The organism is Rhodococcus tukisamuensis NBRC 100609 (assembly GCF_001894985.1).
In the GTDB taxonomy this organism is placed as follows: Bacteria; Actinomycetota; Actinomycetes; order Mycobacteriales; family Mycobacteriaceae; genus Rhodococcus_G; species Rhodococcus_G tukisamuensis.
Genome location: NZ_BCXG01000002.1, coordinates 128,040 through 149,090, shown reverse-complemented (window position 1 = coordinate 149,090; position 21,051 = coordinate 128,040). Strand labels below are relative to the sequence as shown.

Annotated in this window: 20 protein-coding genes and 1 riboswitch; of the genes, 6 read left to right on the top strand and 14 right to left on the bottom strand. The window is 71.4% G+C overall.

Features of this window, described 5'->3' with window-relative positions:
- Positions 1-5: 5 nt before the first annotated feature.
- The gene (locus tag RT2_RS02730; protein ID WP_072842985.1) at positions 6-1,190 is read right to left on the bottom strand and encodes a pyridoxal phosphate-dependent aminotransferase; all 1,185 of its coding nucleotides are present in this window, start codon (positions 1,188-1,190) and stop codon (positions 6-8) included.
- A gap of 124 nt (positions 1,191-1,314) precedes the next feature.
- Between RT2_RS02730 and RT2_RS02725 the strand changes: the two genes are divergently transcribed.
- A complete protein-coding gene (locus tag RT2_RS02725) occupies positions 1,315-1,923 on the top strand; it encodes a carboxymuconolactone decarboxylase family protein (protein ID WP_072842984.1) in 609 nt (202 codons plus the stop codon).
- Here RT2_RS02725 and RT2_RS02720 read toward each other — a convergent pair.
- Positions 1,844-2,809, bottom strand: coding sequence for a sigma-70 family RNA polymerase sigma factor (locus tag RT2_RS02720; protein ID WP_072842983.1), 966 nt, complete (start codon positions 2,807-2,809; stop codon positions 1,844-1,846). The genes RT2_RS02725 and RT2_RS02720 overlap by 80 nt on opposite strands.
- A 40-nt stretch (positions 2,810-2,849) precedes the next feature.
- Positions 2,850-3,929: an alpha/beta hydrolase gene (locus RT2_RS02715; RefSeq protein ID WP_083577031.1), complete on the bottom strand. Its 1,080-nt coding sequence runs from the start codon at positions 3,927-3,929 to the stop codon at positions 2,850-2,852.
- 119 nt (positions 3,930-4,048) lie between these two features.
- Between RT2_RS02715 and RT2_RS02710 the strand changes: the two genes are divergently transcribed.
- Positions 4,049-5,035 carry an LLM class F420-dependent oxidoreductase gene (locus RT2_RS02710; protein ID WP_072842982.1) on the top strand — a complete coding sequence of 329 codons (987 nt, stop codon included), beginning with the start codon at positions 4,049-4,051 and terminating at the stop codon, positions 5,033-5,035.
- On the opposite strand, the gene RT2_RS02705 is transcribed toward RT2_RS02710, so the two are convergent.
- From RT2_RS02705 to RT2_RS02690, 4 genes are all read right to left on the bottom strand, one after another.
- Positions 5,032-5,703: a DUF3239 domain-containing protein gene (locus RT2_RS02705; RefSeq protein WP_072842981.1), complete on the bottom strand. Its 672-nt coding sequence runs from the start codon at positions 5,701-5,703 to the stop codon at positions 5,032-5,034. The genes RT2_RS02710 and RT2_RS02705 overlap by 4 nt on opposite strands.
- A 10-nt stretch (positions 5,704-5,713) precedes the next feature.
- Positions 5,714-7,372 carry a DNA repair helicase XPB gene (locus RT2_RS02700; protein ID WP_072842980.1) on the bottom strand — a complete coding sequence of 553 codons (1,659 nt, stop codon included), beginning with the start codon at positions 7,370-7,372 and terminating at the stop codon, positions 5,714-5,716.
- Positions 7,373-7,518: 146 nt separating this feature from the next.
- On the bottom strand, positions 7,519-7,833 hold the full coding sequence (locus tag RT2_RS02695) for a hypothetical protein (protein ID WP_072842979.1): 315 nt from the start codon (positions 7,831-7,833) through the stop codon (positions 7,519-7,521).
- Positions 7,834-8,071: 238 nt separating this feature from the next.
- Positions 8,072-10,363, bottom strand: coding sequence for a helicase-associated domain-containing protein (locus RT2_RS02690; RefSeq protein ID WP_072842978.1), 2,292 nt, complete (start codon positions 10,361-10,363; stop codon positions 8,072-8,074).
- 60 nt (positions 10,364-10,423) lie between these two features.
- On the opposite strand from RT2_RS02690, the gene RT2_RS02685 reads away from it, so the two are divergent.
- Entirely contained in the window at positions 10,424-10,618 is a 195-nt protein-coding gene (locus tag RT2_RS02685; protein WP_072842977.1) for a hypothetical protein, read from the top strand.
- 68 nt (positions 10,619-10,686) lie between these two features.
- On the opposite strand, the gene RT2_RS02680 is transcribed toward RT2_RS02685, so the two are convergent.
- The 4 genes from RT2_RS02680 to RT2_RS02665 all read right to left on the bottom strand — a co-directional run bounded on the left by RT2_RS02680 (position 10,687) and on the right by RT2_RS02665 (position 13,649).
- On the bottom strand, positions 10,687-11,322 hold the full coding sequence (locus RT2_RS02680) for a transglycosylase family protein (protein WP_072842976.1): 636 nt from the start codon (positions 11,320-11,322) through the stop codon (positions 10,687-10,689).
- Positions 11,323-11,327: 5 nt separating this feature from the next.
- Positions 11,328-11,511: riboswitch (cyclic di-AMP (ydaO/yuaA leader) on the bottom strand.
- A 208-nt stretch (positions 11,512-11,719) separates the two neighbouring features.
- Positions 11,720-13,021: a glycosyltransferase 87 family protein gene (locus RT2_RS02675; RefSeq protein WP_083577030.1), complete on the bottom strand. Its 1,302-nt coding sequence runs from the start codon at positions 13,019-13,021 to the stop codon at positions 11,720-11,722.
- On the bottom strand, positions 13,018-13,425 hold the full coding sequence (locus RT2_RS02670) for a YccF domain-containing protein (RefSeq protein WP_072842975.1): 408 nt from the start codon (positions 13,423-13,425) through the stop codon (positions 13,018-13,020). The genes RT2_RS02675 and RT2_RS02670 overlap by 4 nt, the downstream gene beginning before the upstream one ends.
- Positions 13,422-13,649: a hypothetical protein gene (locus RT2_RS02665; protein WP_072842974.1), complete on the bottom strand. Its 228-nt coding sequence runs from the start codon at positions 13,647-13,649 to the stop codon at positions 13,422-13,424. The genes RT2_RS02670 and RT2_RS02665 overlap by 4 nt, the downstream gene beginning before the upstream one ends.
- Positions 13,650-13,770: 121 nt before the next feature.
- Between RT2_RS02665 and RT2_RS02660 the strand changes: the two genes are divergently transcribed.
- Positions 13,771-14,184 carry a cold-shock protein gene (locus RT2_RS02660; protein WP_072843227.1) on the top strand — a complete coding sequence of 138 codons (414 nt, stop codon included), beginning with the start codon at positions 13,771-13,773 and terminating at the stop codon, positions 14,182-14,184.
- Between the two features lie 193 nt (positions 14,185-14,377).
- Here the strand turns inward: RT2_RS02660 and RT2_RS02655 are convergent, their stop codons facing one another.
- Genes RT2_RS02655 through RT2_RS02645 form a run of 3 tightly spaced genes read right to left on the bottom strand, consistent with a single transcriptional unit; the run spans position 14,378 to position 17,343 of the window.
- Positions 14,378-14,845, bottom strand: a complete 468-nt coding sequence (locus RT2_RS02655) for a DUF2771 family protein (protein ID WP_072842973.1) — start codon at positions 14,843-14,845, stop codon at positions 14,378-14,380.
- 23 nt (positions 14,846-14,868) lie between these two features.
- A complete protein-coding gene (locus tag RT2_RS02650) occupies positions 14,869-16,497 on the bottom strand; it encodes an MFS transporter (RefSeq protein WP_072842972.1) in 1,629 nt (542 codons plus the stop codon).
- Between the two features lie 57 nt (positions 16,498-16,554).
- Positions 16,555-17,343, bottom strand: coding sequence for a glutaminyl-peptide cyclotransferase (locus tag RT2_RS02645; protein ID WP_072842971.1), 789 nt, complete (start codon positions 17,341-17,343; stop codon positions 16,555-16,557).
- A gap of 51 nt (positions 17,344-17,394) precedes the next feature.
- On the opposite strand from RT2_RS02645, the gene RT2_RS02640 reads away from it, so the two are divergent.
- Together RT2_RS02640 and RT2_RS02635 are read left to right on the top strand one after the other, a co-directional pair.
- Positions 17,395-18,288 (top strand): DUF3027 domain-containing protein, encoded by an 894-nt coding sequence (locus RT2_RS02640; RefSeq protein WP_245709118.1) that lies wholly within the window; start codon positions 17,395-17,397, stop codon positions 18,286-18,288.
- A 2-nt stretch (positions 18,289-18,290) separates the two neighbouring features.
- Positions 18,291-21,017: a sacsin N-terminal ATP-binding-like domain-containing protein gene (locus tag RT2_RS02635; protein ID WP_072842969.1), complete on the top strand. Its 2,727-nt coding sequence runs from the start codon at positions 18,291-18,293 to the stop codon at positions 21,015-21,017.
- Positions 21,018-21,051: the final 34 nt, after the last annotated feature.

The following is a 21,051-nucleotide window of genomic DNA, read 5'->3' as shown; positions in this document are numbered from 1 at the left end:
TGCGGTCACCACCGCCCCGCCAGCGAGGCGAGCCGCTCGGCGGCCTCCGTCAGCACCTCGTCGCGTTTGCAGAACGCGAAGCGCACCACGTGATCCCACGCCGCCTTGTCGTCGGCGAACGCGCTCACCGGGACCGCGGCCACCCCGATCCGCTCGGGCAGCGCCCGGCAGAAGGCCGCACCGTCGGTGGTGCCGAACGGGGTGATGTCCGCACACACGAAGTAGGTGCCGCCGCTGGCGTGCACCCCGAACCCCGCCGTGCGCAACGCGTCGCTGAGGGTGTCCCGCTTGCGCTGCAAGGCATCTCGCTGCTCGGCGACCCACCCCTGCTCGTGCCGCAACGCGTACGCGACGGCCGGCTGGAACGGGCCACCAGCGACGAAGGTGAGGAACTGCTTGGCGGTGCGGACCGCGTCCACCAGTTCCGCGGGCCCGCACACCCAGCCCGTCTTCCAGCCCGTCACCGCGAAGGTCTTCGCGGCGCTCGACACGGTGACGGTGCGCTCGGCCATCCCCGGCAGCGAGGCCAGCGGGGTGTGGGCGGCGCCGTCGAACACCAGGTGTTCGTAGACCTCGTCGCTGAGCACCAGCAGGTCCCGCTCGACGGCGAGCGCGGCGATCCCGGCCAGGTCCGCGGCGCCGAGCACGGTGCCGGTCGGGTTGTGCGGGGTGTTGACCACCAGCATCGCGGTGTTCGGCCCGACCGCCGCACGCAACGCGTCGAGGTCCAGCGCGAAGCCCGCGCCGTCCGGCACCAGCGGCACCGTCCGGCGCACCCCGCCGGCCAGCGCGACGGCGGCGGCGTAGGAGTCGTAGTACGGCTCGATCAGCACCACCTCCTGGCCCGGTTCGACCAGCCCGAGCAGGGTGGCGCTGATCGCCTCGGTGGCGCCGACGGTCACCAGCACCTCGGTGTCCGGGTCGTAGGAGATCCCGTACCTGGCGGCCTGGTCCGCGGCGATGGCCTCGCGCAGCACCGGCATGCCCGGGCCGGGCGGGTACTGGTTCAACCCGTCGGCGATCGCGGCGCGGGCGACGTCCAGCATGGCGCGCGGACCGTCGGTGTCCGGGAACCCCTGACCGAGGTTGATCGCGCCCGTCGCGGTGGCGAGCGCCGTCATCTCCGCGAAGATCGTCGAGGCGAAGGGCCGCAGGCGAGCGACCGTCTGCGAATGGCGTGCTGCGGGCATTGTCACAGCTTAGGCGGGGGTGCATCGGGCCGGGAAACGCCTACTGTCACGTTTGGCTGGGCCGTCTCGTCCAGGGAGTAGACGGCCGCACACGGGCCGTCGATACCGCGAACAGGAGAGTGTCATGACTCGAATTCCCCCGGTTCCGCCGCAGGAGGCAGGCCCGCTGGTCAAGCTCGCATACCGGATCGCCGGACGCCGGTTCGGCGCGGTGCCGGAGCCCTTCGCCGTGCTCGCACACCACCGCAAGCTGTTCCTGGCCTCGGCCGGGCACGAGATGGCCGTGGAGAAGGCGTCGACCGTGCTGCCGGCAAACGTCCGCGAAATCGCGGTCTACCGGGTGGCCTGGACGGTCGGCTGCTCCTGGTGCGTGGACTTCGGCACCATGCTCACCCGTCTGGACGGCCTGGACGTCGAGCGGCTCCAGCAGATCGGCGACTACGAGAACTCGTCGCGGTACAGCGACGACGAGCGGGCCGCGATCGCCTATGCGGACGCCATGACCGCCACGCCCACCGCCGTCACCGACGAGCAGGTCGCGGACCTCGAACGCCGGTTCGGCCGCGACGGTGTGGTGGAGCTGACCTACCAGATCGCACTGGAGAACCAGCGCTCGCGGATGTACTCGGCGCTCGGGATCGTGGACCAGGGGTTCAGTTCCGGCGACGCGTGCCGGGTTCCGTGGGCGGCGGCGGATCAGGCCGGTGCCAGCCGGGAATCCGGACGCACGTGAGCTTGGCCGGGTTCGCGATGTCGTAGGCCGCGCAGACCTTGCCGTCGCGCACGGTGAACCCGCCGACGCGGCCGGGGAAGGCCGGGTGTGTCTCGTCGCCGGGTGAGCCGTGCGAGAGGAAGCCGAGCTGGCCGTTGACCAGGGCCGGTTCGATGGCCAGGAGGGCCCGCGGGCCGTAGCGCTTCGCCAGGCCGAGGCAGAACCGGGCGAAGTGGTCGGCGCCGTGCAGCACGTTGACGGCGGTGCGGGTGGTGCCGCCCGCGTCCCCGATCACCAGGGCGTCCGGGTGCAGGGCGTCGAGCACCTGCTGGAGGTCGCCGCTGGCCATCGCCGCGAGCAGCGCGCCCACCGCCTCGGCGTGTTCGGGATCCGGCGTCGGAGAGTCCACGCCCGCGACCGCCCGCCGCGCCCGGGACGCGAGCTGACGCGCCGCCGGGGCGGAGGTGTCGAGCAGTGCGGCGATCTCGTCGAACGGCACGCCGAACCCGTCGTGCAGCACGAAGGCGGTCCGCTGGTCCGGGCCGAGGGTGTCGAGCACGATCATCGCCGCGAGCCGGGTGTCCTCGTCCCGGACCACCGCGTCCAACGGGTCCGGTGGGCTGTGTCCCCCGAGCGGGCTCACGATCGGCTCCGGAAGCCATTGCCCCACATAGCTTTCCCGCCGGACTGCCGCGCTGCGCAGGTGGTCCAGGCAGATTCGCCCGACCACCGTAGTCAGCCACGCCCGCAGGTCGCGGATGTCGTCGGCGTCGCGTTCACTCAGCCGCAGCCAGGCCTCCTGGACGGCGTCCTCGGCGTCGGCGACGCTGCCGGTCATCCGGTAGCCCACGGCGAGCAGGTGCTGGCGGTGCGATTCGAATGTCTCGGCCAGCGCGGTAACGGCCATGCGGTCGAGTCTACGAGGCCGGTGCCTACGAGACCCGGGTCTACGCGTCCGGTGCCGTGTCCAGCGAGAGCCCGACCCGCAGCGCGCCGACGGCCTCACGCAGCGCGTCGCTGCCGGCGCGGCCGTAGCCGGTCATGTTGACGAAGGCATGCACCAGGTCGTGGTGGGTGCGCAGCGTCGTGGTGACGCCGGCCTCGCGCAGCCGCGTCGCGTACGCCTGCCCCTCGTCGCGCAGCACGTCGAAGCCGGCGACCGCGATGTACGCCGGCGGCAGCCCGGCCAGGTCGTCGGCCAGCAACGGTGACGCCTGCGGGTCGGTGCGGGCGCCGCGGTCGGGCAGGTACTGCTCGGTGTACCAGTCCATCTGGGCCTCGGTGAGGAAGTACCCGTCCGTGAACAGCTGGTACGACCGGTGTCTGGTCGACATGTCGACCCAGGGGAAGAAGAGCAGCTGGAACGCCGGCCGTGGTCCGCCGGCGGCCGCGGTCACCTGGGCGAGCACCGCGGCGAGGTTGCCGCCGGCACTGTCCCCGGCGACGGCGATGCGGCGGGGGTCGATGCCCAGCTCGTCCGCGTTCAGGGCGACATGGCGGAAGGCGGCCAGCCCGTCCTCGACGGCCGCGGGGTACGGGTGCTCGGGGGCCAGCCGGTAGTCGACGGCCAGCACCGCCACCTCGGCATGTGCGGCGAGGAAGCGGCAGACGCTGTCGTGACTGTCCAGGCTGCCCAGGGCGAACCCGCCGCCGTGGAAGTAGACCACCGCCGGGGCCTGCGCCGGCAGGCCCTTCGGCCGGTAGAGCCGAACCGGGATCAAGCCGGCCGGGCCCGGCACGGTGAGGTCCCGGACCGCTTCCATCGGGATCGGGGCGCCGGCCACCAACCGCGCCTCCAAGTCGATCTGCGCCCGCGACGTCGCGACCGGTTGTGCCGCGTAGTCGGAGTCCGGCAGCAGCGTCAGCATGCGCAGCAGCAGCTGGATCTCGAGGTTGAGTTCGTTGCCGTCGACTCGGACCGGCCGGCCGGCGAGCAGGCGCTGCACGGGGCGGGGGAGGGCGCCGGCGGCCACGACGGCGGCGCGGGTCGCACGTTCGAGTGCGGTGTCGATCAGCGTGCTCTGCATGACGGGGGTCCTCTTCCGCTGGGCCGGGTCGTCCTCTTGCCGTGCATCTTCCATCACGCCGCGGGCCTCCGGGTGAGTTTGTCTGCCGGACCCGGCGCCGACCGTCGTAGGCTCGACCGATGCGATTCGGGATGTTCGTACCTCAGGGCTGGCGGCTGGACCTGGCGGGCATCGAGCCCGCCGACCACTGGCAGGTGATGAAGGGGCTGACCCTGCGCGCGGAGGCGGGACCGTGGGAGTCGGCGTGGGTGTACGACCACTTCCACACGGTGCCCGCACCCACCGAGGAGGCCACCCACGAGGCGTGGTCGCTGATGTCGGCGCTGGCCGCGGTGACCTCGCAGATCCGCCTCGGGCAGATGTGCACGGCGATGAGCTACCGCAACCCGGCCTACCTCGCGAAGGTCGCCGCGACCGCGGACCTCATCTCCGGCGGCCGCATCGAGATGGGCATCGGCGCCGGCTGGTACGAGCACGAGTGGCGCGCCTACGGCTACGGCTTCCCGCGGGCCGGCGAGCGGCTGGCCCGCCTCGACGAGGGTGTGCAGATCCTGCAGCAGGCGTGGCGCACGGGGTCGGCGACGTTCGACGGCAGGCACTACCAGGTGGACGGCGCGATCTGCCGGCCGCTGCCGCTGCAGGACGGCGGACCGCCGCTGTGGATCGCCGGAGGCGGGGAGAAGGTCACGCTGAAGATCGCGGCGAAGTACGCGCAGTACACCAACTTCGACGGCACCCCGGAGGGCTTCGCGCACAAGTCCGCGGTGCTGCGCGAGCACTGCGCGGCCGTCGGCACCGACTTCGGCGCGATCGTGCGTTCCGCCAACTACAACGTCGCGATCGGTGCGACGCAGGCCGACGTCGACGACCGGCTCGCGCAGACGAAGGACCGGATGGCCCGCTACGTGGGCGAGGACCTGGCGGAGGCGTCGATGGCCGCGTTCACCGGCATGCCCGCGGTCGGGACACCCGAGCAGATCGTCGAGAACCTCACCGCGCTGCGGGCGCAGGGGCTCGACTACGCCATCTGCTACTTCCCGGAGGCGGCGTACGACACGTCCGGGATCGAACTGTTCGAACGCGAGGTCATCCCCGCGCTCGCCTAACGCAGGTAGTCGGGCAGGTCCGCGGTCGCGACGGGCAGCTGCTGGTTGTCCGCCCGGCGCACCTGCTCGGCGAGCGGGATGCTCTTGGCGAGCAGCTTCCACTCCTCGCCGCCGATCGCATCCGCCGCGCGTCGCAGCACGCGCGCGTCCCGGGTGCCCCACGCGATCGGCATCGGGCTGACCATCTGCCAGGTGTCGCCCTTGGCCCGGGTGTTGCGGTCCGAGAGCACCGAGATCGACGGCACCCGCTCGCCCACGTGGTTGAGCGTGTGGCCGGGCAGGGACTGCACGTTGCGGGTGACGAGCACGTAGTGCGGGCCGTCCGCGGTTGGCTTGGCGACGTCGATCAGCGCGAGCAGGGTGGCGCCGCGCGGCCGGGTCTCGGCCACCACCGCCGGCACCAGCGCGCCCTTGGCGTACAGGTCCTCGATGGACCCGACCTTGCGCGGGGCCCAGAATGCGACCCACAACGAGGTCGCCCCGACCAGGGCCAGCACCACACCGAGGATGTACGACCACGGGTGCGCGAGGGTGAACAACCACACCGCGAGCGCGACGAACAGGACGGCGGTGATGATCGACGAGACCCTCAGTCGGCGGACGTCGCCGACCGTCTCGTTCACGGACCGGGCATGGGCATTGTCGACGGGGAACTCGAAGCGGCGCACGGACCTATTCCTACCCGATCGCCGGTCCGAGCAGGTCGTCCGCGTCGGTGATCCGGTACGCGTAGCCCTGCTCGGCGAGGAATCGCTGCCGGTGCGCGGCGTACTCCGCGTCGAGTGTGTCCCGAGACACCACCGAGTAGAAGTGCGCCTGGCCGCCGTCGTGTTTGGGCCGCAGCAGGCGCCCGAGCCGCTGGGCCTCCTCCTGCCTCGACCCGAAGGTGCCCGAGACCTGCACCGCGACCGACGCCTCCGGCAGGTCGATCGAGAAGTTGGCGACCTTGCTCACCACCAGCGTCTGGATCTCGCCGTTGCGGAACCGGTCGAAGAGGATCTCGCGTTCCTTGGTCTTGGTCGAGCCCTTGATGACCGGCGCATCCAACGCCTCGCCCAGCTCGTCGAGTTGGTCGATGTAAGCGCCGATGACCAGGGTGGGGGAGTCCGGGTGCTTGGCCAGGATCGACTTCACCACCGCGATCTTGGTGTGCGCCGTCGAGCAGAGCTTGTAGCGCTCCTCCGGCTCGGCAGTCGCGTACGCCATCCGCTCCGCGTCGGTCATCGTCACCCGGACCTCGACGCAGTCCGCCGGCGCGATCCAGCCCTGGGCCTCGATGTCCTTCCATGGCGCGTCGTAGCGCTTCGGACCGATCAGGGAGAACACGTCGCCCTCACGGCCGTCCTCACGGACCAGCGTCGCGGTCAGGCCGAGCCGACGTCTCGACTGCAGGTCCGCGGTCATCCGGAACACCGGCGCGGGCAGCAGGTGCACCTCGTCGTAGATCACCAGGCCCCAGTCGCGGGAGTCGAACAGCTCCAGGTGCTTGTACTCGCCCTTGGTGCGGCGGGTGATCACCTGGTAGGTGGCGATGGTGACGGGCCGGATCTCCTTGCGCTCGCCCGAGTACTCGCCGATCTCGTCCTCGGTCAGGGAGGTCCGGGCGATCAGTTCCCGCTTCCACTGCCGGCCGGCGACGGTGTTGGTCACCAGGATCAGGGTGGTGGCCTTGGCCTTGGCCATCGCGGCCGCACCGACCATGGTCTTGCCGGCGCCGCAGGGGAGCACCACCACGCCGGACCCGCCGGCCCAGAACGACTCGGCCGCCATCTCCTGGTAGTCGCGAAGCTGCCAGTGGCCCTCCTCGAAGGCCAGGTCGATCGGGTGCGCCTCGCCGTCCACGTACCCGGCCAGGTCCTCGGCCGGCCAGCCGATCTTGAGCAGCATCTGCTTGAGGTGCCCGCGCTCGGACGGGTGCACCACGACGGTGTCCTCGTCGACCATGGCGCCGAGCATCGGGGCGATCTTCTTGTGCCGCATCACCTCGGTGAGCACGGCGCGGTCCAGGCTGACCAGGGTCAGCCCGTGCGCGGGGTTCTTCACCAGCTGCAGCCGGCCGTAGCGGGCCATGGTGTCGACGACGTCGACCAGCAGCGGTTGCGGGACCGCGAATCGCGAGTAGGTCACGAGGGCGTCGACCACCTGCTCGGCGTCGTGCCCGGCCGCGCGCGCGTTCCACAGCGCCAGCGGGGTGACCCGGTAGGTGTGCACGTGCTCGGGGGCGCGTTCGAGTTCGGCGAACGGGGCGATGGCCTGCCTGGCCTGGCCGGCCAGCTCGTGGTCGACCTCCAGGAGCAGGGTCTTGTCGGACTGGACGATCAAGGGTCCGTCGGTCACGCGTCCTCCTTTTGACGGTCGTAGCCCCACCATTGTCCACGTTGTCCGGGTGGGCGGCCGCCGCCGAGGCCGCACGCGAGAAAAGGAAGGGTTCGGCGGAAACGCCGAATCCCTTCCTTTGTAACCGTTTTTCGCCGCGCGAATTTCTAGCGTTGCGCGGTGAGTGAATTTCTCGTGTCCATCACCTGGACCAGTGCCTCGGAAATTCCGGAGCGATACCCGGACTGGCGTTCACCGTTTCCGGTGGCGGCGTCCAGTTCGTTCTCCAGCCTTTCCTTGATCTGGTCCAGTGCGAGCAGTGTCCGTTTCACAGTGACGGTCCTTCCGTGTCCTGTCGGGTGTAGCACCGGGAGGCCGGACTGTTTGGCCTGCTCGTCCAGTACGAAGATCCTGGCGGTGGCGTTGCCGCTGTTCGAGAACTGTTCGTACAGTGCATCGAGGGCGCCGGCATACGGGGGCATGGAGTCAGCTGCGTTTCCGCTTCCGGATGAACTCCGTGGACTCGACTGACTTCTCCCGTTTTTCCGCCCGCTTTTCCTTGATGGACTGGGCGGGCTTTTTCAGGGTTTTACCAGAGTTTCGATCGGCCATTGTCTCTCCTGAATACGAAGTGGCAATCACTTGACCGAGACCATACGTCATTCCGCAGGAAAAGCCAGTCGCGCTGATCAGGAGCTTTTCGGGGCCCGCGAATTCCGGTCAGTCGACCAGGTTCACCGAGGTGATCCGGTGCAATGTGAACCGGCGCACTGCGCCCGCCGCCGGGTCGAAGGCGTCGAGCTGACCGCCGCCGACGCTGACCGGGTCCACGATCCGCTCCGTGGCCACGCCCTGCGCGTCCACGTACCCGATCGACACGCTGCGGTGCACCCGGGCGGCCAGCTGCAGCAGCGCGACGGTGGCGGCGCCGCTGGCCCGGCTGCCATCCGAGCGGACGCCGTCGCCGCGAGTCGCCGATGCGGCCCGCTGGCCGGCCCGGAGCTGGCGGACCAGCGTCTCGAGCTGCTCGGCGGTGGGGACGGCCGGCATCCGCGGCGCCGGCCGGGCCCGGCGCCGCATCACCCGGGACCCGCGCGGGCGGAGGTCCACGATGGCGCCGGACGAGTCCTCGCCCGCGGGCACGAAACCGGCGGTGCGCAGTTGGTCGAGCACCTCGGCCAGCGGTGCCTGGGAGATCGCGACGGTGGGGGCGAGAGCCCGCAGGGCCAGTGGTTCGGCCACCGGTGACGCGAGTACCTCCGCGAGCAGCGCAGGGTCCTCGCATCGGACGAACGACGCGGCCACGCCCGCCCGGAGCCGGCCGTGGCGCCGGGCCACGTCGTCGATCAGGTAGGTCAGTGACTGCGGGACCGGTGTCCGGGAGCGGGTGGCGAAGAGCGTGTGCAGTTCGGACGCGCTCAGGCCGGCGTCGAGGGCGCGGCGCACGCTGGACTCGCCGATCCGGTAGGTGGTGGCGGCCCCGGCGGACTCGAGGTCCGCCACGAGCGCGATCTGTTCCTGCAGTTCCGGGGTCAGTGGCCCGGGTGCGACAACCGTGAGGTCCGCCTGCAGCAGGACGTAGTCGATCGGCGCGGGCAGGCTCGCGGCCATCTCGGCGACGGCGGACTCGGCGGGGGCGTCGTGCAGCAGGCTGCGGCCGGGGGAGCTGAGGGCGCCGCGGCCGACCAGTCCGAGGGTCGCGGCCTCGGCCAGGGTGTGCCGGACCGCGTCGGCGCCGAAGCGGGCCGACCACCGGGGCCGGCGCCAGGCCACCGTGGCGGCCACCTCGGACGCGGTCGCGCCCTGCCCGGTGCCCAGCTCGGCGAGCAGCCCCAGCACGAACCGGCGGTCCCGGGGGGCGCCGGTGGCGCGCACCTCCTCCGACAGAGCCGCGATCGGCTTGCCGTGCTCGTCGCGCATGCCGACCACCCACGGCCGCCGCGGCAGGTCGAGCCAGGCCTGCGCGAGTACGTGCCAGCGCTGTGCGGGCGTGGTGGTCTGCCACGAGTCCACCGCCACCGTCGGCGCCCAGTAGTCGTCGCCGGTGTCGGCGGCGGGCAGCGGGTCCGGTGTCCCGCGGCCGATCAGGTCGGCCGCGGCGAGGACCTCGGCGAGCAGGCCCAGCCGGGCCTCGTCGACGCCGACGGCCTTCGCCAGCCGCTTGGTCTCCCGGACCCCCAGCCCGCCCGCCTTGAGGGTCGCGGCCGGCTGTGCGCCGAGGGCGGCAATCAGGTCCTCGCAGTGCCGGACCAGTTCGAGCACCTCACCGCCCGCGGCGGCGTTGACGTCGGCGACCTTCAACTTGGTCGCCCGGATCGGCGGCGGGGTCAGTGCGGCGGGGTCGCTGACCGTTTCCCCGCGCAGGGCCTGGCCCACCTGGTACGGCAGCTCCACGGTCTGCTCGTCGATCCAGTTCAGCAGGCGCCGGGCCAGCAGCCGCTGCACGGGCCGCTCCGGGTCGGTGCCGGGCGCGGCGTCGCGGGTGCGGCCGATCGGCGAACTGGTGGCCAGCGTGGTCAGCAGCCGGCGTTCGGTGTCGCTGAGTTCGGCGAGGGCGGACTCGATCTCCGCGGCCGTCAGCGCGTCCCGCGGGGCGTCGACCCGCCAGGTGACGGCGTCCTGCGCGGCGGGAGTCACCCGCAGCACCTTCGCCCCCCACACCAGGGCTCGATCGCGGAGCGCCTTCAGTGCCTTGTCGACGGAGCGCACCGGCGCCCGGCCCGCGACTGCCGCGGTGAGCGCCGCCCGGGGCACGCCGCGCTCACGACCCCCCTCCTGCGAGAGGATCCCGATCACCGTGAGCTCGAGCACGGTCAGCTCGTCGGCGGCGCGCAGCACCGACGCCCGCTGCTCGGCGCGGGCGGCGAGCACCGCGAGGTGGGCCGGCGGCGGGACTGCGAGGTCGGGACGCAGACGCAGCAACTCGGCCAGCTCGGCGTCGGTTCTCGCGGTCAGCCAGGCGGCCAGGCTCTCGGTTTCGGCGGCCGGGTCAACGCCTTCGGTGTCGGTCATCGCGTATCAGATTAGATACCTGGGCTGTACGGCGACGCGACCTCCTGCCAAAATGACCCCGTGGCTAACAAATCGAGCAAGCGATACGTTGATCCAGGCTGGCCGTCGGCGGAGATCCAGGACGGCGACTACGCCGTGACGGAGCTTTCGTCGACGCGTTCCGGGGGGCTTTCCCCCTTCGGGGAGGAGATCGAGTTCCCGCTCCCCGTCTCGGAGCTGCCGTACACCCATCCGCACACCGTCGTGAACCGCTGACGACCGCGCCGAACGAAGAAGGGCCCCACACCGTGAGGTGTGGGGCCCTTCTTCGTAAGTGCGGGGTGTTACTTCGCCAGCATTGCCGCGCCGGACTCGAGGAGCTGGGCGATCTGCGGGTCGACGCCGAGGCCCTTGGCCTTCGCGTCCTGGAAGATGGACTCGACCTGCGGGTCGAGGACGACGCCGCTGGCCTTGACCGCGCTGAGGATGCTGTCGAGCGACTCGAAGACGTCGGCGGTGCCCTCGGTGGTCGGGACGCTGGTGACGGACGGCAGGACCTCCGCCGCGGGGGCCGCCTGCGCGGGGGCCGGCGTGCTGCGCGGGGTGGAGCCGCTGGTCAGGCCGAGGCTCGAGGAGCAAGACGGCCATGCGCCCCAGCCCTGGTTTGCGAGCACCTTCTCGGCGACCGCGATCTGCTCTTCACGGGTGGCCTGGTTCGCGGTCGCGGCGTACTCGCCGCCGCCGTGTGCGGTCCAGGTGCTGGGCGAGAACTGGAGTCCGCCCTGGTAGCCGTTGCCGGTGTTGATTCCCCAGTTACCGCCGGCCTCGCACTGCGCGAGACGGTCCCAGTCGGAATCGGGCGCTGCACCGGCGGGGGCCGCGAAGGCCGCGCTCGCCGCTCCGAGGACTGCGCCGGTCACGACGACCTTGGCGGCAGTGCGGCGGGTGGTAGTCGGTTTGCGATGGCGTCCAGCACTCATTGAAGCATTCCTCTCCACACGCGCCTGCGAGGTCAGCTGTCGGGTTCGGGCTGAGAGGTCGCCCGGCCTCGCCGCTCCTGGATTGGTGCGGGTCTGGCTTCACCCCAAGGAGGTCGCTTTCGCATCCTCCGGTGTCCACTGGGGACATTGGGTCCCCCGTCCTTGTCCCTGGGTAATCCGTTGGAATCTGGTCCGCGGGACAAGGTTTGGCGCGGCGGACCGGATCTGGCCGAACTTCCGGCCGCTGATGACCGTACGTGGATCGGGACTGTGCGTCATCTGTTACCCAAATTGTGGAATATTCGGCGTTTCGCCTGGAAGTGCGCAAGTTTCCGCAGGTAGAAGCGCCCAGTCGGTTCCGAGACCGCCCTGTTATCTCACCGTTATGTGAGGCAGATCACAGAAGTTCTCGGAGCTGACCAGGGGGTTCGGTGGCGGGGGAGCGGCGCAGTGCGACCACGACCGTGGTGGCGATCGCGACGAACGTCAACGGGTAGACCGCGGCGAAGATGGGGGCCAGGTAGGTCGTGGTCGGGATCATGAACAGCCCGATCGCGTACACCCCGTCGGGGAACCGGTGGCTCCAGATCAGCAGTGGCAGGGCGAGCGCCGCCGGCACCAGCCAGGCGGTTGCGCGACCGTTGCGCAGCGCCCAGTCCGCCGCGAGGACCAGCATCGGCACGAACCACACCCAGTGGTGCCCCCAGGAGAAGGGGGAGACGGCGCCCGTTGTCAGGCCGCACACGGTCACCGACAGCAGCGCGTGCCCGTGGCGGTGGGCCAGGTAGGACGCGCCCATGCCCAGTGCAGTGAGGGCGCCGGCGACCGCCAGCCACAGCAGCCGCGGCGGCTCCGCGACGTCCAGCCACCGGGCCAGCACCCCGGAGGCCGACTGGTTGGCCGGCCAGGCCGTCTCGCCGATCCGCGTGGAGTGCACGATCACGCCGGTCCAGTAATCCTTGGAGTCGGAGAAGATCACCACGAATCCGACGGCCACGGTCGCCAGCAGTGTGGTGGCCGCGACGACGGCCGCGCGCCACTGCCGGGTGATCAGCAGTTGCACGAGGAACAGCCCCGGCGTCAGCTTGATCCCGGTGGCGACACCGACGCCGAACCCGCGCAGGCGGCTGCCTTCCGGCCGCCCGAGGTCCCAGATCACCAGCAGCATCAGCACCAGGTTGACCTGCCCGAGCCACACGGTGGTGCGGACCGGCTCGAGCGCGCTGAAGATCACCGTGAGCAGGGCGCTGACGATGTAGAGGTGCCGGCCGGCCCGATAGCCGAGCTGTCGCCAGCACAGCAGCACCACCAGGTAGAGGGTGACGAAGTTGGCGAGGTAGCCGAGCAGGCCGGCCATGTCGGCGCCGACCAGGTTCAGCGGCGCGAACAGCACCGCCGAGAACGGCGGATAGGTGAACCACATGCCGCCGTACAGGGCGTGGTCGTAGAGGCCCGCGGAGCTGAGGACGGTGGCACCGCCGCTGCGGTACACCAGCAGGTCGAGGCCGTTGCTGAACAGGCCCCACAGCGGGTGACCGAGCGGGACCGCCCGGTCGTGCGCGACGACCACCGCCACGGCGAGGGTGGCCAGCGCGCCGGTGAAGAAGGGGGAGGACGGCAGCGAGCGCCCCTCCGCCGTGACTGGACAGGTGTCCGGCGCGGGGCCGGGAGCACGGACGGGAGGGGGCAGCAGGCTCATCCCTGGGCGCCCCCTGGGTAGGCGGGTACCGCGTCGACGTCGACGATGTCCTTGCCCAGCGGCATCAACGAGATCGGCACCATCTTCAGGTTCGCGACAGCGAGCGGGATGCCGATGATCGTGATGGCCATCGCGATCGCGCTGACCACGTGTCCGATGGCCAGCCAGATGCCGGCCAGCACCAGCCAGATCACGTTGCCGATCAGTGAGCCCAGCCCGGAGGTGGGCTTGTTGACGACCGTCTTGCCGAACGGCCACAGCGCGTACACGCCGATCCGGAACGCCGCGATGCCGAACGGGATGGTGATGATGAGGATGCACATGACCACGCCGGCCAGGAAGTAGCCGAGCGCCAGCCAGAGGCCGCCGAAGATCAGCCAGATGATGTTCAGGACGATTCTCATTGTTGTGTCCCTCCCCGGACGCGGCGCCCGGACCTCAGTGCGAAGACGATTGCCAGCAGGAAGCCGACGGGGCAGGCGCCTGCCAGCAGGTACAGGGCGAGCGGGGGTTCATGCCCGAGCGCGAAGACCACGAAGGCCGCGATGATCGCGAGCACGCCGACGGAGAAGCAGACGAGCGCGACACGCAAGAGCGCGGTGCCGCGGGGGGACTGTTGACTTGCCACCGTCCAACGGTATCGCCTCAAACCGTGGGCCGGTCCGGCGGCGCGCGGGGGTAGACTGCGGGCGTCGCGTCCCGCATCCGTGGGGCGCGTTCCTTTATATGTGGATGAGCAGGTGAACGCAGTGCCTACCGGCAAGGTGAAGTGGTACGACGCGGAAAAGGGCTTCGGCTTCCTTTCCCAGGAGTCGGGCGAGGACGTCTACGTCCGGTCCGCCGCGCTGCCCGCGGGTGTCGAGGCACTGAAGCCGGGCCAGCGTGTGGAGTTCGGGATGGCCGCCGGCCGTCGTGGCCCGCAGGCCCTGAGCGTGACCGTGCTCGAACCGACCCCGACCATCCGGCAGGGCGGCGGCGCCCGCAAGGACGACGCCGCCCGTAAGCACACCCCCGACGAGCTGCACGGGATGGTCGAGGACATGATCACCCTGCTCGAGGCCAAGGTGCAGCCGGACCTGCGCCGGGGCAAGTACCCCGACCGCAAGACCGCGCAGCGGATCTCCGAGGTCGTGCGCGCCGTCGCCCGGGAGCTCGACAGCTAGGACATGTCTCCCAATCCCCGTTTCGGCGCCACCGGCGCTCAATCGCCGCCCCGCGGCGTTGTCGTCGGCTCCGATACAACCCCGGTATCGGCTTCTCCTCCGCACAAGAGCGGAGCCCGCGGAGCGACTCCTCCGCCTTGCCGGACGACGATTGTTTCGCCGGGTGCATCCGAGTGGGATTAGGAGACACGTCCTAGTAGGTCTGGATCGCCCACACCGGTGCGAGGCCGCCATTGGCGGGCAGCTGGATGATCACGCCGAGGAGCTGCTCGTTCTCGCCGGACGGCACCGTCACGGCGGACGCCTCGCCCGGTGTGTAGTCGCGGTACCCGTTGAACACCTCGCCGGTCTTGGGGTTGCCGATCTGCACGTTCAGCCGCCAGTCGGAGCTCGATACGTCCTTGGGCAGCGACAACTGCAGCGGCTGACCCGCCGGAACGCTCAGGTTCGCGACCTCGAGCCCCGCGCACGCGAGGTCGGCGTCGCACACACCGGCGTGTGCGTCGACGGTCTTGTAGTGCGCGTACGCGGTGACCGTCGGCAGGGTCTCCGGGGCGTTCTGGACGAGCACGGTGACCACGGCGGCGAGGCCGCCGGCGGCCACCAGCGCGACCACCGAGAGGGCCGCAATGGTCTTCTTCGTCCGGGCTTGCAGAGTCATTGGGTTCCGTTTCTAGTTGGGCGTCAGTCGGCGGTCGAGATCGGCTTGGTGATCTCCTGGTTTGCCACATCGGGGCGTTTGCCGCCGAGCCCGGGGAGCAGTGACGACCCCCGGTAGCTGAGGACGGTCTGCACGAGACCGAAGGTGAGCAGCACCGACACCACCGAGAACCCGATCCAGTACTGCGTCGGCAGCAGCACTCCGAGCGCGCCGCCGATCACCCAGCTCAGCTGCAGCACCGTCTCGGAGCGGCCGAAGCCGGACGCGATGGATTCCTCGGGCAGGTCGTCCTGCAGCGAGGCGTCCAGCGAGACCTTCGCCAGGGCGCTCGCGCCGGACGCGACGAGGGCAGCCAGTGCCGCGGTGAGGAGGCTGTCGGTGAGGGCGACGAGGATCGCGACCGCCGTCACGGCGGCGGTGCACCGGAGCACCACCACGGTGGGTCTGCCGAGCTTGATCCGGGCGCCCGCCGCGTTGCCCGCGAAGTTTCCGATGCCGGCGGCGGCACCGACCAGGCCGAGCATCGCGGCCTGCTCCAGGGGTTCGTGCCCGGTCCGGGACTTGGCGACGAACGCGATGTAGAGGGTGAGGAAGCCGGTCATCACGCGGATGGTGCTGTTGCCCCAGAGCCCCGTGATGACTGTGCGGCCCAGCGGTTGTCGCCGCTTGCTGGCCTTGACCGTCTCCTTGCGGTCCGCCCCGATCACCTCGGTGTGGGCGTCGTTGCCGTGGTAGGTCAGGGTCGCGGGCACCTCGCCCTCGGTGACCTCCACCCACGCCGGGATCCGCATGCTCAGGTAGGCACCCAGGGTGGTGAGGAGCGCGGCGAACCAGAGCACCCCGGTGGAGCCGGTCGCGAAGGCGATGATGCCGGCCACCGCGCCTGCACCGATGGTGCCGCCGATCAGGCCGAACACGGTCAGTCGCGAGTTGACCCGCACCAGGTCGATCTCGGGTGGCAGCACCCGCGGCGTCACCGCGCTCTTGAGCACCGAGAACGACTTGCTCAGCACCATCATGCCCAGTGCGGCCGGGTACAGCGCCCAGCTGTCGAAGTTGAAGACCAGCAGCACCGCCAGCACCGTCCGCAGGGCGAACGACGACGCCAGTGCGAGCCGGCGGCCGTGCTGCAACCGGTCCAGCATCGGACCGATCAGCGGCGCGATCACCGCGAACGGCGCGATGGTGATCAGCAGGTACAGCGCGACCTTGGTCTTGTCCTCGCCCGTCGCCGCGGAGAAGAACAGCGTGTTGGCCAGGGCGACGGCGATCGCGGCGTCGGTGGCGAAGTTCGCCATCACCGCATAGGTGAGTGCGGTGAGGCCGGACTTGTCGGCGCCGTCGGCCTTGGCGGCCCGGTGGAAGGTGGCGATGCCCTTGTTGGTCAGCTCGCGACTGCGCATCGCGGCGACCCGGGTGACGGTGAGCTTGCGGGGGATCGGCGGCGGCTTCGGTGCGCCGGGGCCGGGCTGCCGGATCTCCTCGGTGGGTCCGCTGTCGACGGGGTGCAACGGCGGCAGGGGCTGCCGACGACCGCCCACCCGCCGCGTGGTCGGCGGATAGTTCGCGAATCCGGGGTGGTTCTCGTGCCGTGGGTGGTCGCCGGTCGACCGACCCCGGTCGGGGTCGTGGGGCTCGCGGGGTCCGGTCACTCCCCAATTCTGTCCTAGATCGCCGACAGTGGGCCACGCACCCTAGGGCTCCGCGCGTCACGGCACGAACCGCACCTCGAACAGGTGTGGGTAGTACTTGCCGGTGATCAGGAATCGGTCGGTCCCGGGTACCTGCGCGATCCCGTTGAGGACGTCCACGGACCGTCGTTCGTCATGGGTGAGCAGGCCCGACGCGTCGACCACCGCGGTGACGTCGCCGGTGCCCGGATCGATCCGGAGGATGACGTCGGACTGCCAGACGTTGGCGTAGACGCTTCCGTCGCTTGCGCATTCGAGTTCGTTCAGCTGGGACTGCGGCTTGCCGTCGAGGGTGACCACCACCGTGCCGAGCCGGTCGAAGGTGGCCGGGTCGCGGAACGTGAGCGTGTCGGAGCCGTCGCTCGTCACCAGGCGACCGTCCTGCGCGCACACCCCCCAGCCCTCGCCCTCGTAGTTCACCCGACGGAGCTCGGTGAGCGTGTCCCGGTCGTACGCGACTGCCACGCCGTCGCGCCAGGTGAGTTGCCATACGGTGTCGCCCGCGACCGTGACGCCCTCGCCGAACAGCGGGTCCGCCAGCGGCACCCGGACCCGCTCCTTGCCGGTGCCGAGGTCCCGCGCGCTCAGGTACGACCGGCCGCTGAGCCCGGTGCCCTCGAGCAGTTCGCCGTCGGAGATCTCGAGTCCCTGGGTGAAGGCGGTGGGGTCGTGCGGTCGGGTGTCGAGCACCTCGACGCGGAGCCGTTCGACGGCCGGGGACCTGTCCGACGAGGCATCTGGCGCACAGCCGGAGAGGGCCAGTGCGGCCGCCGCGACGGCAGTCGTGAGGAGTGGGCGCCAGGTCATTACGACAGCATGACAGCCCGTCCTGCCACGGATTTGCTGCGATACGGCAAAATGGACCGCGTGAGTCCCCAGCCTGCCTCCGAGCTTGCCCCCGTGCGCCCCGTTCTGGCCGATGCGGTCGACCTGGCGCGTCAGGCGTTGGTAGACCTCGGCGAGGGTGAGGTCGGGGAACATCTCGGCGTCACGTTCGAGGACGAGAGCGCCGCCACCCACCGGTTCACGGCCCAGCTGCCGGGGTATCGAGGCTGGCAGTGGGCGGTGGTCCTGGCCGCCGCACCGGACTCCGACCACGTCACCGTGAGCGAGTTGGTCCTGCTCCCCGGCCCGGACGCGCTGACCGCTCCGGACTGGCTGCCGTGGGACGAGCGCGTCCGCGCAGGCGATCTCACGCCCGGCGGGCTGCTGCCGCCTCGGGCGGGAGACCCCCGGCTGGTGCCGGGTTACGTGGCGACGGGCGACCCGGTCGTCGACGACCTGGCCTTCGAGGTCGGCCTCGGCCGCAAGCAGGTGATGAGCCTGGAGGGTCGGCTCGACGCGGCCGAGCGCTGGCGCGAAGGCGAGTACGGGCCGGACACCGAGATGGCCAAGGCCGCGCCGTCCACCTGTGAGCTGTGCGGCTTCTACCTCCCGCTGGCCGGGTCGCTGCGGGTGGCGTTCGGGGTGTGCGGCAACGAGATGGCGGCCGACGGTCGGGTGGTCTACGCCGAGTACGGCTGCGGCGCGCACTCTGACACCGAGTTGCCCACCGGCGCCGGCAGCCCGCAGTTCGACGCCTACGACGACGGTGCCGTGGAGATCGTCGCGAACCCCGTGCCCGCACCGGTGGACGCCGCCGAGGGCTCCGAGAACGCCGAAGCCTCCGAGAACGCCGAGGGCTCCGAGAACGCCGAAGCCTCCGAGAAGACCGCGAACACCGAAGAAGAAGACGCGGCATCGACGAACTGACGGTGGCCGACCCCCTCGGCGCGAACGCGCTGAGGGAGTCCACGCTGTTGGCGTGGACCTCCTCGCCGACCAGGCTCCGCGAGGACGCGACCACCGAGGCCGACCTGGTCCACGCGGGGTACCGCGACCGGCTGCTGACCGAACTCGCGCAGAACGCCGCCGACGCCGCGGCCCGGGCCGGGGTGCCCGGTCGGCTGCGGGTCAAGCTCGACGGCATGATGCTGCGGGTCGCGAATGTCGGCACCGCACTGGATCCGACGGGCCTGCAGGCGCTCTCGGCGTTGCGTGTGTCGGGCAAGACCGACCCGGCCGTCGGCGTCGGCCGGTTCGGCGTCGGCTTCACCGCGGTCCTCGCCGTGAGCGAGGAGATCGAGCTGCGCTCGACCACCGGGTCGGTGCTGTTCTCCGCCGCCCGTACCCGCGCCGAACTGGCCGTGGCGGGTCTCGAAGCGCCGGCCGCCGGCGTGCCGGTGCTGCGCCTGCCGTGGCCGACCGCGGCCGAGCCGGCAGACGGCTACGACACCGAGGTGGTGCTGGCGCTGCGCCCTGGCGTCGACGGTGCCGCGCTGGTGCAGCGGCTGGCCGGCGAAGCCGCCGATCTTCTGCTGGAACTGCCTGCGCTGCAGTCGATTCAGGTCGACGGACGCGAGTTCGCGCGCGCCGAGCGCGTCCTCGACGGCGGGCTGGTCGAGGTGACCGTCGGCGAGCGCTGCTGGTGGCAGTTCGAAACCGCGGCCGCGCGCTGGCTGGTGCCGGTCACCGGCGGTCGCGTCCGCCCGGTCGGCGAGGACGTGCTGCGCGCCCCGACCCGATCCGACGAGGAGCTGTCACTGCCCGCGATCCTGATCGCCCAGACGGCGCTGCAGCCGGACCGGCGCCGGCTGATGCCCGGCGTCGCGCTCGCGCACCTGGCCGACGGTTATGCGGATTTCGTTGCGGCGCTTCCTGTTTCGCAACGGTTGGCGATGGTCCCGGTGCCCGGTTTCGCGCGTGGCGAGGTGGACGCGATGCTGCGCGAGTCGGTGCTGCGCGAGCTGACCACCCGGCCGTGGCTGCCCGGCGTCGCGGGGGACCAGCTGACGCCGACGTCCGCGACGGTGCTGCCCGGGCTGAGCGCGGAGCTGGCCGAGTTGCTCGGCGACGCCGTCCCCGGACTGGTCGTCCCGGAACTGTCCGCTGCCGCCGGCGCGCCGGCGCTGTCCGCGGTGGGCGCGCACCGGATCGGGCTGGCTCGGCTGGCCGAGCTGCTCTCCGGGCTGCACCGCGAACCCGGGTGGTGGGGAAGGCTGTACGCGGCGCTCGATCCCCTCGTCGTGGACACCGTCGCCGTCGAGGAGCTGGCGGCGATCCCCGTGCCGCTCGCCGACGGGCGCACGGTGACGGGCCCGCGGACGGTCGTCCTCGGCCACGACCTCGGGTCCGACCTGGGCGGCGTCGACTGGATCCGGCTGGTGCACCCGGCGGCCGCCGATCCGCTGCTGGCCCGGCTGGGGGCAGGCTCGGCGGGCGTGTTCGAGATCCTGGCCGATCCGGCGCTGCGTGCGGAGATCCAGGACACGGACTTCGACGACGTGCCGGCGGCAACGGAACTCGCGGACACGGTGCTGTCGCTGGCGGCGGCCGCGGCCGGCCGTGGCGAGCTGCCTGGGTGGCTCGGGCAGTTGCTGCTGCCGGACTCGGACGGCGACCTGCGAGGTGCGGACGAGATGCTGCTGCCCGGCGCCCCGCTGGCCGCCGTGCTCGCCGGGGATGCACCGTTCGGGGTGGTCGCCGCGGACCTGGTGGAGCGCCACGGCGCGGACGCGCTGCGGGCGGTCGGTGTCGGCTGGGGATTCTCGGTGCTGCGCACGGAGTTGCCGACCGGACCCGAACAGGACCTCGACGACGAGGGGTCGTGGTGGGCCACGCTCCCCGAGGACCCGGAGGAACTGGTCGCGGTGCGCGACCTGGACCTGGTGGACGAGGCGGCGTGGCCCGCCGCGCTGAGCCTGCTGGCCGCGGAGCCGGACACCCGGGTGCTGCTGGCGGACCGGGACGGGTACACGGCCTGGTGGCTGCGCCGTCACGCCCGGGTCGGGGGAGTGCGGCTCGGCTCGCTGCGCGCGCCCGACGACCGCACCTACGAGGGCCTGCTGGACGTGCTCGACCACCCGGACGTCGCCGCGCTCACCGGTGCGCTGGCCGCCGACCGGGTGGACTCGGTGGCGACGGCCGAACTGCTTATCGACCGGCTGGCCGACCCGGGACGGGCGCCCGGCCCGGCCGTGGTGGTGCGGGCGCACCGGCTGCTTGCCGCGGCGACCGCAGCCGGGACTCTGGACCTGGACGAACTCTCGCCGCCCGAGCGGGTCCGGGCAATGTCCGGCGCAGCCGTCGATCCGGCCGCGGCGGTGGTGCTGGACCGGCCCTGGTTCGCGGCCGCGATCCCCGCCGACCGGCTGGTGGTCGGCGACCTCGCCGGCGCCGCCGCGCTGGCCGAACTGCTGGACCTACCGCTCGCCTCCGAGGCGGTGCACGCCGAGGTGCTCGGCACGGGCCGCGTCAGCACCTGGGATCGGGAGCCCGGCGCTGTGCTGGCACACGTGGCCTCCGGTCGGGAGCTGCCCGAGGGCACGGTGGTGGTGCACGAGGGTCTGACCGTCCGGCTCAGCGGCGCGGTCGAGGCCGACGTCGCGGTGCCCCGGTGGGTCGACGAGCAGGGCACCGCGCACTGGGACAGCAGGCAGTAGCGGCGGCGGTTGCCCTTCGGGCCGAGTCCCGGCA